The sequence below is a fragment of the Streptacidiphilus albus JL83 genome, from assembly GCF_000744705.1.
Classification (GTDB): Bacteria; Actinomycetota; Actinomycetes; order Streptomycetales; family Streptomycetaceae; genus Streptacidiphilus; species Streptacidiphilus albus.
Genome location: NZ_JQML01000001.1, coordinates 4,729,780 through 4,746,023, shown reverse-complemented (window position 1 = coordinate 4,746,023; position 16,244 = coordinate 4,729,780). Strand labels below are relative to the sequence as shown.

The window sequence follows — 16,244 nt, the reverse complement described above, 5'->3', positions numbered from 1 at the left end:
GTGGTGACAGGGAACTTGATGTTAACAGGTCAACTATCTCGATGGAGTGAGAAATGGGCGAGTTGCAGCGCATGGAGGAGAAGAAGGCCCTCGTAACGGAGGAGCAGATCGCCGCCGACGCTCAGCGCAGCCTCAGGGTCTTTCTCGCCGCTCCCTCGCTGCGGCTCACCGGACCCGCCGACGGTGTCTTCACCCTCGCCCTGCGGGCCAAGGTCACCGCTCTCCGCGACGCCCTGCTCGACGCCGGGGTGACCGTCTACAGCCAGCACCACGACGACTGCTGGACGACCCGTGGCCTCGGCACCGGCTTCCGCGTCCCCTCCGCGTTCCGCGGGATGCAGTCCGCCGACCTGGCCTTCGCCTACGTCGAGTCGCCGCTCTCGGCGGGCGTGGGCATGGAGCTGGGCTGGGCCTCCGCGCTGCGCAAGCCGGTGGTGCTGCTGGTCGACCACGCCGCCGCGCACAACCCGATGATCTCCACGCTGGAGGAGGTCTCGCCGGTGCTGCCGCTGCGCTTCGACACCGGGTGGACCGGGCAGAGCCTGCGCCACGCCGTGGTCACCGCGCTGGACTGGGCCGACACCGCGCTGACCTACCCCGAGACCGCCTGAGGCCGGACCCGGACCGGGCACCCCGCGGCTCCGGAGCCACCTCGCAGGTCCGGAACCCCAAGGCCGCAGGACCACCCTGCAGACGCGGAACCCTGCAGACTCAGAACGTCGCAGGCCCAGAACGTCGCAGGCTCAGAACTTCGCGATCCCCCGCGCCTCCCGCGCCGCCGCTGCCACCGCTGCCAGCGGGGCGCCGGTCGAGGCGGTGACGCAGGCGGCCACCGCACCCTCCACGAACGGCGCGTCGACCATCACCACGTCCGCGCGTTCCAGGTCGTCCAGGACCAGCCGGGTGGTCAGCACCGAGCTGCCGAGATCCATCAGGACCAGCACGCCCGCGCCCCGGTCGACCTCGGCGACCGCCGACTCGATCAGCTCGTAGCTGGTGCCGAGTCCGCCCTCCCCGGTGCCGCCGGCGGCCGCCACCGGTACCAGCCCGGCGGCCAGCTGATCCGTCAGTGTGCGCAGCCCGGTGGCCAGGTCATGGCTGTGCGAGACGAGTACGATGCCCACATGGCTCATGCTCGCCCATGCTAGTGCCGCACTGCCTTGCCACCACAAGGAGCAGCACCATGAAGAAGCTCATCAACTCCCCCGACGACGTGGTGTCCGACGCGCTGGCCGGTCTGGCCGCAGCCCATCCCGAACTCAGTGTGGACACCAAGGAACGGGTGATCGCGCGGGCCGCCCAGACCAGGATCGGCCGGGTCGCGCTGGTCTCCGGTGGCGGATCCGGGCACGAGCCGCTGCACGGCGGCTTCGTCGGTCCCGGGATGCTGGACGCGGCCTGCCCGGGCGAGGTGTTCACCTCCCCCGTCCCGGGACAGATGCTGGCGGCCGCGCAGCGGGTGGACGCCGGCGCCGGAGTGGTGTTCATCGTGAAGAACTACACCGGTGACGTCCTCAACTTCCGGATGGCGGCCGAGCTGGCCGCGGAGGAGGGCATCGCCGTCGAGACCGTTCTGGTCGACGACGACGTGGCGGTGGAGGACTCCACCTGGACGGCGGGACGGCGCGGCACCGGGGCGACCCTGCTGGTGGAGAAGATGGCCGGGGCGGCGGCCGAGCGCGGCGGCAGCCTGGCCGAGGTCGCCGCGGTCGGCAACCGGGTCAACGCCGCCTCCCGCTCCTTCGCGGTCGCCCTGACCGCCGCCACCACCCCGGCCGCCGGGCGTCCCGGCTTCGACCTGCCGGAGGACGAGATCGAGGTCGGCGTCGGCATCCACGGCGAGCCGGGCCGCCGCCGGGAGAAGCTCCGGCCGGCCAGGGAGATCGTCGCCGACGTGGTGGCGGCGATCCTCGCGGACCAGCCACTGGCCTCGGGCGAGGAGGTCATCGCCCTGGTCAACGGCCTCGGCGGAACCCCGCTGCTGGAGCTCTACCTGGTCTACGGCGAGTTGGCCGCCCTGCTGGCGGCCCAGGGCGTACGGATCGCCCGCAATCTGGTCGGCAACTACGTGACCAGCCTGGACATGGCCGGGGTGTCGATCACCCTGTGCCGGGTCGACGCGGAACTGCTGGCCCTCTGGGACGCGCCGGTGAACACCCCGGCGCTGCGCTGGGGAGTGTGACGGAATGTCGGAGCGGACAGCACTGGACCAGGAGTCGGCCCGTGCCTGGATGGCCGGGACCGCCGAGGCCGTCGCCCGTGAGCGCGACCGGCTCACCGAGCTCGACGCGGCCATCGGCGACGGCGACCACGGGGCGAACCTCCAGCGCGGATTCGCCGCCGTGCAGGCCGCGCTCGGATCGGCGCCGGAGCCGGCCACCCCGGGCGCGGTGCTGGCCAAGGCCGGGATGACGCTGATCTCCAGCGTGGGCGGCGCCTCGGGGCCGCTGTACGGCAGCGCGCTGCGCATCCTGGGCAAGTCGCTCGGCGAGGCGGCGGAGGCCGACGGCAAGCAGTTGTCGGCCGCCCTCACCGCGGCCCTGGAGACGCTCCAGCGGCTCGGCGGGGCGCAGCCGGGCGACAAGACCATGGTGGACGCCTGGGGCCCGGCGGTGGCGGCCTTCGGCGACGCGGTCGAGGGTGGCGGGGGTCCGGCAGCGGCGGCGGTGGCCGCCGCGGCGGCGGCCGAGCAGGCCGCCGTCGCCACCACGCCGCTCCAGGCCCACAAGGGCCGTGCCTCCTACCTGGGCGAACGCAGCATAGGCCACCAGGACCCGGGGGCGACGTCGACCGCGCTGCTGTTCCGCGCGCTGGCCGACGCCCTCACCCGGCCGGCCTGACCGGCTCAGTGCGCCGGCGGCTGGATCCCCATCAGCCGGTCCCGCAGCACCGGGAAGTCCTTCCGGGTCCGGGCGACCAGGCCCGGGTCGAACTCCACGGTGAGCACCTCCTCGCCGTCCCCGGCCTCGGCCAGGACCTCTCCCCAGGGGTCCACCACCAGGCTGTGCCCGGCCTGCTGGACGCCGCCGTGGGTGCCGCCGGTGTTGCAGGCCAGCACGAACGCCTGCTCCTCCACCGCCCGCGCCCGGGCCAGCAGCGTCCAGTGCTCGCGGCGCCGGGCCGGCCAGGCGGCGGGGATCACGAAGACCTCGGTGCCGGCGTCCAGCAGCGCCCGGAAGAGCTCCGGGAACCGCAGGTCGTAGCAGGTGGCGAGGCCGAAGGTGGCGAACTCGGTCTCGGCCACCGCCAGCTCGGTGCCGGCGCCCATCGCGACCGCCTCGCCGCTGTCGAAGCCGAAGCGGTGGATCTTGCGGTAGGTATGGGTCAGTTCGCCGGACGGTGAGAAGAAGAGCGAGGTGTTGTAGAGCGGCCCGTCGGGGTCGCGTTCCACGATCGACCCAGCGTGCAGCCACACGCCCGCGCCCCTGGCGGCCTCCGACATGGCGTCGGCGGTCGGGCCGTCCAGGGTCTCCGCCCCCGACGACCAGGCGTCGTAGGCGAATCCGCCCAGGGTCCACAACTCGGGGAGAACGACCAGGTCACTGCCGCGCTGGTCGAGGACCAGGGCGGCGACGCGGTCCCGCCGGGCGTCGGGTGACTCGTTCGGGTTGACGTCGATCTGAAGGAGTGAGGCGCGCACAGTACCACCCGCTCTGGGAAGGGCCCTACGATCAACACGTGAAAGCGCTGACCCGGTGACATAGGGGAGCGTAACGTGCCACTTGTGCACCCGTCGGTCCAACGATCGGTGTTGGTGGTGCGAGGTAAACATTCGAGGGTCCGCCGCCGGGGTGCCCGGAGCCAAGGGGTCGAAACGTGACCGACACGCAGATAGTCCAGGCGTACGCCGACGCCTGGACCCAGTCCATCGAGGCCGTCTCCGAACTGGTGGCCCCGCTCGTGGAGGGCGAGTGGAACCGGCCCACCGAGTGTCCGGGCTGGTCGGTGCGGGACGTGGTCTCGCACCTCATCGCCATGGAACTGGAGATCCTGGGCGATCCCCGCCCGATCCACACCCTGCCGCGGGACCTGCGGCACGTGGTGGACGAGTTCAGCCGCTACTGCGAGGTCCCGGTCGACAAGCGGCGCTGCCACACCGCGCCGGAGATGACCGCGGAGCTGGAGTACACGATCATCCGCCGCTCGCGCGCGCTGCGCGACAACACCCGGTACGCGCCGATGGACGAGATCCGCTGGCCGATGGGCCCCTACTCGCGCGACGTGCCGTACCACCAGCTGCTGCGGACCCGGGTGTTCGACGTCTGGACCCATGAGCAGGACCTGCGCCGGGCGCTGCGCACCCCCGGCGACCTGGACACCGCCGCCGCCGCGATCACCCGCGACTACCTGGTCGAGATGCTGCCGAAGGCCGTCGCCAAGCTGGCCGGCGCCCCGGCCGGCACCGAGGTGGTCTTCGACGTCAGCGGGGCCCAGGAGTTCATGCGGACGGTGCGGGTGGACGGCAGCGGCCGCGGCAGCGTGGACGAGCAGGTGCCGCTGGCCCCGGCCGTGCGGCTGACCATGGACTGGGAGACCTTCGCCCGGCTGGCCTGCGGGCGGATCCCGGCGAGCGCGGCCGAGGTGAAGGTCGAGGGCGACGAGGTGCTGGCCGGGCGCATCCTGGACAACTTCGCGGTCACCCCCTGAGCCGAGCACCGGTGAGGTGGAGCTACGGCCGCCGCCGCAGCTCCGCCTCACGGCGGGCTGCCTGCGGCCGGAGCCGCAGGATCTGGACGAGGCCCAGCGCCATCGGCAGGTAGAGGACGCAGAAGGCCAGCCGGAAGGCGTGCGGGGTGTAGTCGTCCCCGCCGCCCGGGGTGAGCAGGTCCAGGACCAGGCCGATGCCGAACAGGGCCAGTACGGCGGCGACGAAGCCGCCCATGTTGACGATGCCGGAGGCGGTGCCGATCCGCTCCGGCGGGTTGACCGGGCGGGCGTAGTCCAGGCCGACCAGCGAGGCCGGTCCGTTGCTGCCCATCACCACCACCAGCACCACCAGCAGCCACATCGGCACCCGTGCCCCCGGCCAGCTCAGCACGGCGGCCCAGAGCAGGCCGGTGCCGAGCACCACGGTGAACACCAGCGGGGTGCGGACACCGGGCCGACGCGACATCAACTGGCCGAACAGCAGCGCGAATCCCATGCTGACGATGATGATCAGCGACAGCAGCCAGGCGGCCGAGGTCCGGGAGAGCCCCTGGCCCTCCATCAGGAAGGGCATCCCCCAGAGCAGCAGGAACGCCGAGGCCGGGAAGGCCGTGGTGAAGTGCACCCAGAGCCCGAGCCGGGTGCCCGGTTCCTGCCAGGCCGCCCTGATCTGCGGCAGCAGCGCCGGCCGCTTCGGCGCCTCCGCCCCCTCGCCGGCCCGCCCTTCCGCCGCCGTCGGCGGAAGCCGGAACAGCGGGGCGCGGGCCGGGCTGTCGGGGGTGTCCCGGAGCAGCAGCAGCACCATGGCGAGGACGACCAGGCCGAGCAGTGCGGTGGTGGCGAAGGTCGGCGTCCAGCCGGCGCTGTGCAGGACCTGGGCCAGGACGAGGGTGCTGACCAGGTTGCCGACCGTGCCGACCAGTCCGGTGAGCTGGGCGATGAACGGGTTGCGCGCGGCCGGGAACCAGCGGGCACCGAGGCGCAGCACGCTGACGAAGGTCATCGCGTCGCCCAGGCCGAGCACCGCGCGGGAGAGCAGCGCCGGGGTGAAGCCGGTGGCGAAGGCGAAGCCGAGCTGTCCGGCGGTGAGCAGGACCAGGCCGGTGCTGAGCACCCGGCGCGGGCCGAGCCGGTCCACCAGCAGACCGGCCGGTATCTGCATGCCGGCGTAGACCAGCACCTGGAGGATGGCGAAGGAGGACAGCGCCGAGGCGCCGATGCCGAAGCGCGAGGCCGCCGCGATCCCGGCGACGCCGAGGCTGGTGCGGTGCACCACGGCGAGGACGTAGACGGTGACGCCGACGCCCCAGGCGCCCCAGGCCGCCCGCCCGCCCGGCGGCGGCCGGTGCGCGGAGGAGGCGGCGGTGGGGGCGGTGAGGACGGGGACAGCGCTGGTGGCGGGGGGTGTGACCGGCAGGGCGGAGTCTGCAGACATGATGCCACTCATCCTATGGAGGGATGAATTGCTGCCCGGCGCCGGGAGGATATACCCGCTTTGATGGCTGAATGACCGGCTGCGTCAGTGCTTGACGGCGTAGGCGTAGAGCGAGAAGACGTTGTTGCCGAACATCGGGCTGTTGTTGGTCCAGTTGTTGGCGCCGCCGTAGTTGAGCCCGCCGATCACGCCGACCACCTGCCCGAGGTGGGTCCTGCTGTTGATGTTGATCAGCCACGGGCTGCCCGAGGTGCCCGAGTAGAAGCCGCCGCAGAGGAGCTGCATCTGGGCGTAGCCGGGCAGCTTGCTGGTGTGGTTCCAGCAGGTCACCGACTTGTCGGCGGAGGCGGAGGCGACCTCGGGGTACCCGGTCAGGCCGGCCCAGTTGTTGTAGCTCGGGGTCCGGGTCAGGACGTTGCCGTTGGTCACGTTCTGCAGCAGCCGGCCCTTGCTGTCCGGGGCGACCTTGGCGAAGGCGTAGTCGTAGTCGGTCCCGCTGCCGGTGGCCGCGTAGTGGCTGTCGGTGTAGACGGTCTTCACCGCCCAGATGCCGTAGGGCTGGACGGCCGCGCCGGAGACGTAGTCGGGTATGTAGGCGACCCAGGACCCCGGGCGGCAGTGGGCCGCCGTCAGGATCAGGTTCTTGGTTGGGCTCTGCACCACCGAGGCGGTGCAGAAGTGGGTCTTCATGTTCTTGTCGGCGTAGACCAGGATGCCGATGGTCGGGCTGGAGCCGAAGTACGCCTGCTTGAGCGTGGTGGTGGTCGCCGAGGCGAACCTGACCGCCATGGCGCGCGTGCCGGTGCGCGGGGCCGCGCCCGCGGCGGCCACCTTGGTGTCGCCGCTGCCGGTCACCCCCGGCAGGGTGGCGGTGGCCGCGGCCAGCCGGGCCGGGGTCCAGAACTGCTGGAGGGCCGCCTGGCTGCCGGCCGTACTGGCCGCACCGGTCCTGCCGTCCGCGGTCGGGGCGGCGACGGCGGCGACCCGGGCGACGACCGGTGCGGAGCCGATCGAGTCCGCCCCGGCCACCGGGGCGGCGGCCGGCGTCGGCGAGGCGGGAGCGGAGCCGGACCCGGCGGCGGGCGTGGGCGGCAGCACCAGCGCCCGCGCGGACGGGGAGAGGCCGACGGCCAGTGCCCCGGTCAGACCGATGGCGGTGACCGCGGACCAGATGGCTGTCCGAGCGCGTCGCATGTCGTCCCCCGATAGCTGAACCAAGATTTATCTGATTGTCAGAATCTAGCAGTGCTCGTGAGTGATCTTCGTTCGCAGATCCGTTCCCGGGAATTTCCCCGGGCACACGGACACGGCCGGTAGGTGCTACGGGAGTTGGTGGGCCGTCCGGTCCGCGGCCCGGTCGCCGACGGTCCAGTCGACCCGCTCGGTCATCCGTACCCGGCGGAAATCCTCGTCCCGCAGCCAGGGCGTGGTGTCCTCGACGGTGGCCTCGACCTGGGCCAGGTCACCCGGCCCCAGCCCGAGCCGGGAGGTGTCGAGCCGGTCGCCGGACACGGCCCGGGCGGGTGCCGGGCGGCCGTCGACCGTCCAGACCACGGCCAGCTGCCGCGCGCCCACCAGCGGGATCGGGAAGACCTGCAGCGGGGCGCCGACGGCGACCGCGTCGGTGTCCGGGGTGCTCCGGTCGATCGGCCTGACCTGCCGGTACAGCGCCTCGATCAGGGCCTCCCGGCTGGGCAGGTTGTAGACCCCGCCGAGCGTCCGCATGACCGAGTCGCGGGTCGGGCGGTAGAGCCCGTTGCCGCTGCGGTACGCCCCCACCGGCCCGCCGCTGGGATCCGGCGCACCGAGCCAGCGCCACCACTTCACCCGCTCGCGGCGCATGCCGTCCGCGTCCTGCGCGGCCAGGTTGGGCGGGCCGGCGTCGGGCGGGGCCGCGTCGTACTCGTCGCCGAGGCCGCCGATGGCGTGGCCCATCTCGTGCTGGAGGATCCTGGCCGCCTCCGGCGAGCCGGCCGCCAGGGTCGCCAGCCCGCCGCCGCCCTCACCGCCGTAGCGGGTGGTGTTGCCGAGCGCCAGCAGGCAGCGGCTGCCGGCGGCCGGACCGGCGTAGCGGGCGACCGCGCCGTCGTCCGCGCAGAGCATCCGGTCGACGCCCTCGCAGCCGAAGTGCATCCCCAGCGGCGAGCCGGAGCGCAGCCCGGAGGCGGGGGAGGCCAGGTCCACCCGCTGGACGTCGAAGAACCGCTGGTAGGTGCGGAACGGCTCGATCGCGGTCAGCGCCCGCCAGGCGGACGTCGCCTCGGCGCGGTACGCGGGCAGCTCGGCCGCGGTGTAACCGTCGCCGAGCAGGACCAGGGTGATCCGGTGCGCGGGATCGCCGTTGGAGACCAGCGGCCGGCTGTCCAGGACGCCGGTCGGGGCGACGGCGGCCACCGGTCGGGCGGGCGCCAGCGCCACCAGCGCGGCCAGCGCGAGCACCGCGGAGAGGACGGTCGGACGGGGGGACAGAAAAGCCACGGGTACTCCTCCGCAGTGGTTGAACTGCGGAGGAGTACCCGTGGCGTTGATGTGAACAACCGATGATGACGGTGCGTCACCCCGATGGACCGTCAGCCCCAGCTGATCAGCTTCTTGGGCTGCTCCAGCACCGCCGCCGTGTCGGCCAGCAGCCGGGAGCCCAGCTCCCCGTCGATCAGCCGGTGGTCGAAGGACAGCGCCAGCGTGGTGACCTGGCGCGGGACGACCCGGCCCTTGTGCACCCAGGGCAGCTCCCGGACCTGGCCGAAGGCCAGGATCGCGGCCTCGCCCGGGTTCAGGATCGGGGTGCCCGAGTCGACGCCGAAGACGCCGACATTGGTGATGGTGACGGTGCCGCCCTGCATGTCGGCCGGCGAGGTCTTGCCCTCCCGGGCCGTTCCGATCAGCGCGGTCAGCGCGTCGGCCAGCTCGGCCAGGGTCTTCGACCCGGCGTCCTTGATGTTGGGGACGATCAGCCCGCGCGGGGTGGCGGCGGCGATGCCGAGGTTGACCCGGCGCTTGTGCACGATCTCCTGGTTGGCCTCGTCCCAGGAGGCGTTGGCCTCCGGGTGGCGGTGGATCGCGGTCAGCAGCGCCTTGGCGACCAGCAGCAGCGGACTGACCCGCACCCCGGCGCCCAGCTCGCCGGACTCCTTCAGCTTCCGGACCAGCTTCATCGTCCGGGTGACGTCGACCTGCACCCATTCGGTGACATGCGGCGCGGTGAACGCCGAGGCCACCATCGCGGCCGCGGTGGCCTTGCGGACGCCCCGGATCGGGACCCGGACGTCGCCCTCGGCAGAGGCGGCCGCCGTGGTGGCGGTGGCGACCGGCGCCGGCGCCGGGACTGCGGCGGGGCCGCGGCCGGGGCGGCGACCAGCGCGTGGAGGTCCGCCCGGGTGACGGTGCCGTGCGGGCCGGTGGGCGTGACCGAGGCGAGGTCGATGCCCAGGTCCTTGGCCAGCTTGCGCACCGGCGGCTTGGCCAGCGGCCGGGTGCCGACGGCCGCCGGAGCAGCGGCGACCGCGACCGGCGCCGGGGCGGCGACTGCGACCGGGGCCGCGACCGGGGCGGCCGGCCGGGCGGGGCGTCGGTGCGCCGGGCCCGGCGCTGGACGGTGCCGGTGCGCGGGCCGTAGCCGACCAGCACCTCGCGCCGCGCGGGCTCGGCCTCCGCCTCGGCCTCGACGGTGGTGGCGGGAGCCGGTGCGGCGGCGGCCGGGGCCTCCGCCGGGGCCGCGTCGCCGGCCACCGCGACGGTGATGATCACCTGGCCGACGTCGACCGTGGTGCCCTCGGTGAAGAACAGCTCGCGGACCACCCCGTCGAAGGGGATGGGCAGCTCCACGGCGGCCTTGGCGGTCTCGACCTCGCAGACCACCTGTCCGTCGGTGACGGTGTCGCCGGGCTTGACGTACCAGGTCAGGATCTCGGCCTCGGTCAGGCCCTCACCCACATCGGGCATCTTGAACTGGCGGACTGACTCTTTGGTGACGCTCATGACGGTCTCCTCACACCCTCAGAAGGCCAGGGCGCGGTCGACAGCGTCGAGCACCCGGTCGAGATCGGGCAGGAAGGCGTCCTCCACCCGGGAGGGCGGGTAGGGGGCGAAGTAGCCGCCGACGCGCAGGACCGGCGCCTCCAGCGAGTAGAAGCAGCGCTCGGTGATCCGGGCCGCGAGCTCGGCGCCCATGCCCATGAAGACCGGCGCCTCGTGCACGACCACGGCCCGGCCGGTGCGGGTGACCGACTCGGCCAGGGTGTCGAAGTCGACCGGGGAGAGCGAGCGCAGGTCCACGACCTCCAGGCGCTGGCCGTCCTCGGCCGCCGCCTCGGCGGCCTCCAGGCAGACCTTCACCATCGGGCCGTAGGCCAGCAGCGTCAGGTCGCGGCCCGGACGGACGATCCTGGCCTGGTGCAGCCCCAGCTCGGCGGTGCCGTCCGGGTCGAGCAGGGCCTTGTCCCAGTAGCGCCGCTTGGGCTCCAGGAAGATCACCGGGTCGTCCGAGGCGATCGACTGCCGCAGCATCCAGTAGGCGTCCACCGGGTTGGAGGGCGCGACCACCTTGAGGCCGGCGGTGTGGGCGAAGTACGCCTCGTGCGACTCGCTGTGGTGCTCGACCGCGCCGATGCCGCCGGCCCACGGGATCCGGATGGTCACCGGGAGCTTGATGTGGCCCAGGGCGCGGGCGTGCATCTTCGCCAGCTGGGTGACGATCTGGTCGAACGCCGGGTAGACGAACCCGTCGAACTGGATCTCCACCACCGGCCGGTAGCCGCGCAGCGCCAGGCCGATCGCGGTGCCGACGATGCCGGACTCGGCCAGCGGGGTGTCGATCACCCGGCTCTCGCCGAAGTCCTTGTGCAGCCCGTCGGTGACCCGGAAGACACCGCCCAGCCGGCCCACGTCCTCGCCCATGACCAGGGTCTTGGGGTCCTCGTCCAGGGAGCGGCGGAGCGCCTCGTTGAGCGCCTTGACCATGGTGCTCGGCTTGTTGAAGGCCTGGTCGACAGCCATCAGTTGTCCTCCCCCTCGACGTCGTCGCGCTCGAAGGAGGCCGCGTAGGCGAGGTAGGCCTCGCGCTCCTCGTCCACCTGCGCGTGGCCCTCAGCGTAGACATGCTCGAAGATCGACGACGGGTCCGGGTCCGGCATGGTGCGGACGCCCTCGCGGACCCGGCGGGCCAGCTGCTCGCTCTCGGCCTCGACCGAGTCCAGGAACTCGGCGTCGGCCCAGCCCTCGCGCAGCAGGTACGCCTTGACCCGCTCGATCGGGTCCTTGAGCCGCCAGGACTCCAGCTCGTCCGCGATCCGGTAGCGGGTCGGGTCGTCCGAGGTGGTGTGCGCGCCCATCCGGTAGGTGAACGCCTCGACCAGGGTCGGGCCCTCGCCGTTGCGGGCCCGGTCCAGGGCCCAGCGGGTGACCGCCAGACAGGCCAGGACGTCGTTGCCGTCGACCCGGACGCCGGGGAAGCCGTAGCCCGAGGCGCGCTGGTACAGCGGCACCCGGGTCTGCTTCTCGGTCGGCTCGGAGATCGCCCACTGGTTGTTCTGACAGAAGAAGACCACCGGCGCGTTGTAGACCGAGGCGAAGGTGAAGGCCTCGGCCACGTCGCCCTGGCTGGAGGCGCCGTCGCCGAAGTAGGCGATCACCGCGTCGTCCGAGCTGTCCTTGGTGATGCCCATCGCGTAGCCGGTCGCGTGCAGCGTCTGCGAGCCGATGACGATGGTGTACAGGTGGAAGTTCTTCTCGTTCGGGTCCCAGCCGCCGTGGTTCACCCCGCGGAACATCCCCAGCAGGTTCAGCGGGTCGACGCCCTTGCACCAGGCCACGCCGTGCTCCCGGTAGGTCGGGAAGGCGTAGTCGCCCGGCCGCATCGCCCGGCCCGAGCCGACCTGCGCGGCCTCCTGGCCCAGCAGTGAGGCCCACAGCCCCAGCTCGCCCTGGCGCTGCAGCGAGGTGGCCTCGCCGTCGAAGCGCCGTACCAGGACCAGGTCGCGATAGATCGAGCGCAGTTCCTCCGGAGTGGTCTCCACGGAGAACTGCGGATGCTCGACCCGCTCACCCTCGGGGGTGAGCAGCTGGACGAGGTCCGGGGGTCCGGCCTCGGCGGCGGTGCCGTGGTGGCCGGGGGCAGCCGTCGGCGCCCCCACCGTGCTCTTGACGGTCACGTTCACTCCTCGGTCTCTCCGGCTTCCGGGGTTGCCGGCAACCGGTCCGGTCGCCCTCTCCAGCTCTTTGCGCGGGGTGTGCGCAAGGACGCGGATCGGCGGTAGGTGTGCCCCGATCCTGCAGGAGAACGTTACCCAGGGGAAGACCCTGCCGCTTCTGTCCTCGGACGTCCACGTACTTTCGGCCGGGTTTCGACCGGCCGAAACCGGGGTGATCGGTGTCAATCGGGCGCGTGCCTGGCGGCAAATTGTGCCAATCTGAAAAAATGACGCACAGCGGACAGATCAGGGTGTTCCTGGTGGACGACCATGAGGTGGTCCGCCGGGGAGTCCACGAGATGCTCTCCGTCGAGGACGACATCGAGGTCGTCGGCGAGGCCGGGACCGCCGCCGAGGCACTGGTCCGGATCCCCGCCGCCCGCCCGGACGTGGCGCTGCTGGACGTCCGGCTGCCGGACGGCAGCGGCGTCGAGGTCTGCCGCGAGGTCCGGGTCCGGGATCCCGGCATCAAGTGCCTGATGCTGACCTCCTACTCCGACGACGAGGCGCTGTTCGACGCGATCATGGCGGGCGCCTCCGGCTACGTGCTGAAGGCCATCCGCGGCCTCGACCTGGTGTCCGCGGTTCGCGACGTCGCGGCCGGGAAGTCGCTGCTGGACCCGGTCGCGACCGGCCGGGTGCTGGCCCGGCTGCGGGAGGGCGGCGCGCCGGAGGAGGACGAGCGGCTGTCCGGGCTGACCCCGCAGGAGCGGCGGATCCTGGAGCTGATCGGCGAGGGGATGACCAACCGGCAGATCGGCAACGAGCTGCACCTGGCCGAGAAGACCATCAAGAACTACGTCTCCGGGCTGCTGGCCAAGCTCCACATGGAGCGCCGCACCCAGGCCGCGGCCTATGTGACCAGGCTCCAGCTCGGCCGACGCTGAGCCAGGGGCCCGGGGCGTCCGCCCGTACCGCAGCCGTCCCCCGGAGGTGGGGTGCTCGACGGAATCCGCCCTGACGGCGGTGGTTCCGGGCGTAGCATCTGCCGCGTGACACAGGATCGGGCCGTGCAGGACCGGACCGCGGTGGAGCCGGCGGCGGACACGGTGCACGGGATCCCGGTCGCGGCGGTACTGCGGCACTACCAGGACATCGACGCACAGGCGGCCGAACGGGTGAGCCAGGGGCTGCTCAACCGGGGGGTGCGGCTCACCGGCCCCGGGGGCGGCTACTTCCTCAAGCAGTACCTCGACGACGCCGGGCACTCCTCCAGCGGCGCCATCCTCGACCAGCACCGGGCGATGGCCGGGCTGCGCGACCTCGGCCTGCCCGCCGTGCCGCCGCTGGCCGCCGCGGACGGGCGGACCTGCGTCCTCCGGCGCGGACGCCGCTACGCGCTCTTCCCGTGGGTCGAGGGCGAGCACCGCAGCGGGCGGTCGCTGGACCACCGGCAGTGCGCCGCACTGGGCGCCCTGCTCGGGCGGCTGCACCGCGCGCTCGACCGGCTCCACCCGCCGTTCGAGCAGCCGCCGCCGACGGCCGGGGTCGATCCCGCCGACACCGACCGGACCATCAGCACCCTGCTCTCGCTGGCCCGGTTACGGGTCCCGCAGCAGCCCCTGGACGAGCTGGCCCGGCGTCGGCTGCGGGAGCGCCGGGAACTGCTCGCCGCCCACGCCCACCGCCGGCCCGCCGCGCGGACCGCTCCGCCCACGGGCTGGGTGCACGGGGACTTCCATCCGCTGAACCTGCTGTACCGGGGCGAGGGGCGGGCGGCGGAGCCGGTCGCGGTGCTGGACTGGGACCGGCTCGGGCTCCGGCCCCGCACCGAGGAGGCGGTCCGCGCGGCCACGCTCTTCTTCCACCACCCGGAGACCGGGGTGCTCGACCTGTCCCGGGTGCGCCACTACGCCCGCGCCTACCGCGCGGAGTCGGGCAGCACCCCGGAGCAGCTGGCGGCCGGCGTGCACCGGGTCTGGTGGGAGCGGCTCAACGACTTCTGGATGCTGCGCTGGCGCTACCAGCGCCGGGACCTGCGGGCCGACCCGCTGTTCCCGGCCGCGGCGGCGCAGATCGTCTGGTGGTGCGCCGAGTACGAACAGGTGCTGGACGCCTGCGCGAACTGACGGGCGGTTCGCGCAGGCGTGCGGGCTGGGACGACGGTGCGTCAGGTGGTGCCGTCCACCCCGCCGTTGCCGGCCGCCTTGGCGGTGGACGAGGCGGTGGCGGTGCCGCTGGGGTTGCCGGTGGCGCTGCTGCTGCCGGTCGGGGTGGCCGAACCGGTGTCCGAGGGGGTGCTGCTGGCGCTCGGCGTCGTCGAGGCGCTCGGCGTCGTCGAGGCGGAGGGCGGCGGCGACGGCGGCCAGCTGGGCGTGTAGCTGTCGGAGGGGGTCGGCGAGGCGTCCGGCGTGGTCGAGGCGGTGTCCGAGGGGGTGCTGGACTCGGTCGGCGGCAGGGTGTTCGTCGGGGAGGTGGTGGCGGTGGAGCTGTCCGCCGGCGTGGGCGTGCCGCCGTGGTTCTTGTTCATCGCCAGCGCCACCCCGATGGTGATCGCCGCGATGGCGACCAGCACCGCGATCACCGCGAAGATCGCCCGACGGCTGTTGCGGTCGTCGTGGTCGTCGTCGTACCGGTCGTCGTAGACCGGGGGACGGGGGCTTCCGGGCCCGTTGGGCCCGGCCGGCGCCTGCGGGGTCCCCATCACCGGGGTGACCGGGTTGCCGTTGCCGACCTGTCCCATCGCGGTGGTGAGCGCGTTGGGGTCGCCGATCCGGGTCGCCGCCATCCCGTCCGCCGCACCGGCCGCCGCGGCGGGCAGCACCTCGGTCATGGCGGTGCCCTGGTGCATGGTGCGCAGCGCGTGCTGGACGTGGGCGCGCATCTCGTCGGCGCTCTGGAAGCGGTCGTCCGGGTCCTTCGCCAGCGAGCGCAGCACCAGCGCGTCCAGCACCGCCGGCACCCGGCCGTTGGCCTGCGAGGGCGGCACCGGGGGGTCCTGGACATGCTGGTAGACCACCGAGAGCGGGGTGTCGCCGGTGAACGGCGGGCGCAGCGTCAGCAGCTCGTAGAGCATGCAGCCGGTGGCGTAGAGGTCGGAGCGGTGGTCGACCGGCTTGCCCAGCGCCTGCTCGGGCGAGAGGTACTGCGGCGTCCCCATGACCATGCCGGTCTGGGTCATGGTGCTGCTCGCGCCGGTGAGGGCGCGGGCGATGCCGAAGTCCATCACCTTGACCGCGCCGGTGTTGGTGATGATCACGTTGGCGGGCTTGATGTCCCGGTGCACGATGCCGTGGCGGTGGCTGTACGCCAGTGCCTCCAGGATCCCGGCCGAGATGATCAGCGCCTGGTCGACCGGCGGCGGCTCCTCGCTCTGCAGCAGCTCGCGGACGGTGTGGCCCTCGACCAGCTCCATCACGATGTAGGGGACGGACTCCCCGTCGTGGGCCTCCTCGCCGGTGTCGTACACGGCGACGACGGCGTGGTGGTTCAGCGAGGCGACGGCGTGCGCCTCGCGGGTGAACCGCATCCGGGCGATGGCGTCCTCGGCCAGGTCGGGGCGGAGCACCTTGACCGCGACGGTCCGGCCGAGCCGGATGTCGTGGGCGGCGAAGACCTCGGCCATGCCGCCCCGGCCGAGCCGGCGGGTGAGCTGGTAGCGGCCCTCGCCGAAGACGCTCAGCCCGCTGGTCGAGGTGATCCGACCTTCCTGGGGCACCGGGGCGGGCTGGGCGGACGGCTGCTCGACCCAGGTCTGCGGGTGGCCCGGATCCGGCGCGGGGCGGCCGTCCTGGACGGGGGTCGCCTCCGTTACCGCGTTCTCGTCGTTCTCGCCACTGAAGGGGGCGGCGGAGTCGCGCTGCGGCTCCGTGCCGTCAGCGCCACCGGCGTGCTCGTTGTCTGCCATTACTCTCCGCCGTCGGTCATCCGTCTGTGCACCCGGTGTCGCCGGGTTGGTCACCCGCTGTGTATCCTGCACGGCCCGCGCGCAGGTCCTTCTGAGCACGCTACCGGTTTCCGGGGACGCGCGTGGA

The 16,244-nt window shown here is 73.0% G+C and carries 14 protein-coding genes and 1 pseudogene; 6 read left to right on the top strand and 9 right to left on the bottom strand.

Annotated features, from left to right (window positions below):
* The first annotated feature begins 53 nt into the window (after positions 1–53).
* On the top strand, positions 54–611 hold the full coding sequence (locus BS75_RS20595; RefSeq protein ID WP_034089311.1) for a hypothetical protein: 558 nt from the start codon (positions 54–56) through the stop codon (positions 609–611).
* Positions 612–743: 132 nt separating this feature from the next.
* Here BS75_RS20595 and dhaM read toward each other — a convergent pair whose 3' ends face one another.
* Positions 744–1,133, bottom strand: coding sequence for a dihydroxyacetone kinase phosphoryl donor subunit DhaM (dhaM, locus tag BS75_RS20590; RefSeq protein ID WP_034089310.1), 390 nt, complete (start codon positions 1,131–1,133; stop codon positions 744–746).
* 50 nt (positions 1,134–1,183) lie between these two features.
* On the opposite strand from dhaM, the gene dhaK reads away from it, so the two are divergent.
* Positions 1,184–2,182 (top strand): dihydroxyacetone kinase subunit DhaK, encoded by a 999-nt coding sequence (gene dhaK, locus BS75_RS20585; RefSeq protein WP_034089309.1) that lies wholly within the window; start codon positions 1,184–1,186, stop codon positions 2,180–2,182.
* Between the two features lie 4 nt (positions 2,183–2,186).
* Complete coding sequence (dhaL, locus tag BS75_RS20580) at positions 2,187–2,840, top strand: dihydroxyacetone kinase subunit DhaL (RefSeq protein ID WP_034089308.1); 654 nt, start codon at positions 2,187–2,189, stop codon at positions 2,838–2,840.
* 5 nt (positions 2,841–2,845) lie between these two features.
* Here dhaL and BS75_RS20575 read toward each other — a convergent pair whose 3' ends face one another.
* Complete coding sequence (locus BS75_RS20575; RefSeq protein ID WP_034089307.1) at positions 2,846–3,640, bottom strand: carbon-nitrogen family hydrolase; 795 nt, start codon at positions 3,638–3,640, stop codon at positions 2,846–2,848.
* Positions 3,641–3,816: 176 nt separating this feature from the next.
* On the opposite strand from BS75_RS20575, the gene BS75_RS20570 reads away from it, so the two are divergent.
* A complete protein-coding gene (locus BS75_RS20570; protein ID WP_034089306.1) occupies positions 3,817–4,647 on the top strand; it encodes a maleylpyruvate isomerase family mycothiol-dependent enzyme in 831 nt (276 codons plus the stop codon).
* A gap of 22 nt (positions 4,648–4,669) precedes the next feature.
* Here the strand turns inward: BS75_RS20570 and BS75_RS20565 are convergent, their stop codons facing one another.
* The 6 genes and pseudogenes from BS75_RS20565 to pdhA all read right to left on the bottom strand — a co-directional run bounded on the left by BS75_RS20565 (position 4,670) and on the right by pdhA (position 12,231).
* Complete coding sequence (locus tag BS75_RS20565) at positions 4,670–6,082, bottom strand: MFS transporter (protein WP_042440378.1); 1,413 nt, start codon at positions 6,080–6,082, stop codon at positions 4,670–4,672.
* Positions 6,083–6,166: 84 nt separating this feature from the next.
* Positions 6,167–7,276 carry a trypsin-like serine peptidase gene (locus tag BS75_RS44555; RefSeq protein WP_052069564.1) on the bottom strand — a complete coding sequence of 370 codons (1,110 nt, stop codon included), beginning with the start codon at positions 7,274–7,276 and terminating at the stop codon, positions 6,167–6,169.
* Positions 7,277–7,402: 126 nt separating this feature from the next.
* Positions 7,403–8,560, bottom strand: a complete 1,158-nt coding sequence (locus tag BS75_RS49410; RefSeq protein WP_052069563.1) for a M64 family metallopeptidase — start codon at positions 8,558–8,560, stop codon at positions 7,403–7,405.
* 92 nt (positions 8,561–8,652) lie between these two features.
* Positions 8,653–10,060: pseudogene (locus tag BS75_RS43445) on the bottom strand (dihydrolipoamide acetyltransferase family protein).
* Between the two features lie 18 nt (positions 10,061–10,078).
* Positions 10,079–11,077 (bottom strand): alpha-ketoacid dehydrogenase subunit beta, encoded by a 999-nt coding sequence (locus tag BS75_RS20545; RefSeq protein WP_042438496.1) that lies wholly within the window; start codon positions 11,075–11,077, stop codon positions 10,079–10,081.
* The gene (pdhA, locus tag BS75_RS20540; RefSeq protein WP_034093424.1) at positions 11,077–12,231 is read right to left on the bottom strand and encodes a pyruvate dehydrogenase (acetyl-transferring) E1 component subunit alpha; all 1,155 of its coding nucleotides are present in this window, start codon (positions 12,229–12,231) and stop codon (positions 11,077–11,079) included. Before pdhA ends, BS75_RS20545 begins: the two co-directional genes overlap by 1 nt.
* 266 nt (positions 12,232–12,497) lie before the next feature.
* Here pdhA and BS75_RS20535 point away from each other — a divergent pair, with 266 nt between their 5' ends.
* Together BS75_RS20535 and BS75_RS20530 are read left to right on the top strand one after the other, a co-directional pair.
* Positions 12,498–13,157 (top strand): response regulator, encoded by a 660-nt coding sequence (locus BS75_RS20535; RefSeq protein WP_034089305.1) that lies wholly within the window; start codon positions 12,498–12,500, stop codon positions 13,155–13,157.
* Positions 13,158–13,262: 105 nt separating this feature from the next.
* Positions 13,263–14,339 carry a phosphotransferase enzyme family protein gene (locus BS75_RS20530; RefSeq protein ID WP_231607843.1) on the top strand — a complete coding sequence of 359 codons (1,077 nt, stop codon included), beginning with the start codon at positions 13,263–13,265 and terminating at the stop codon, positions 14,337–14,339.
* A 41-nt stretch (positions 14,340–14,380) separates the two neighbouring features.
* On the opposite strand, the gene BS75_RS20525 is transcribed toward BS75_RS20530, so the two are convergent.
* A complete protein-coding gene (locus tag BS75_RS20525; RefSeq protein ID WP_081982473.1) occupies positions 14,381–16,117 on the bottom strand; it encodes a protein kinase domain-containing protein in 1,737 nt (578 codons plus the stop codon).
* Between the last annotated feature and the right edge of the window lie 127 nt (positions 16,118–16,244).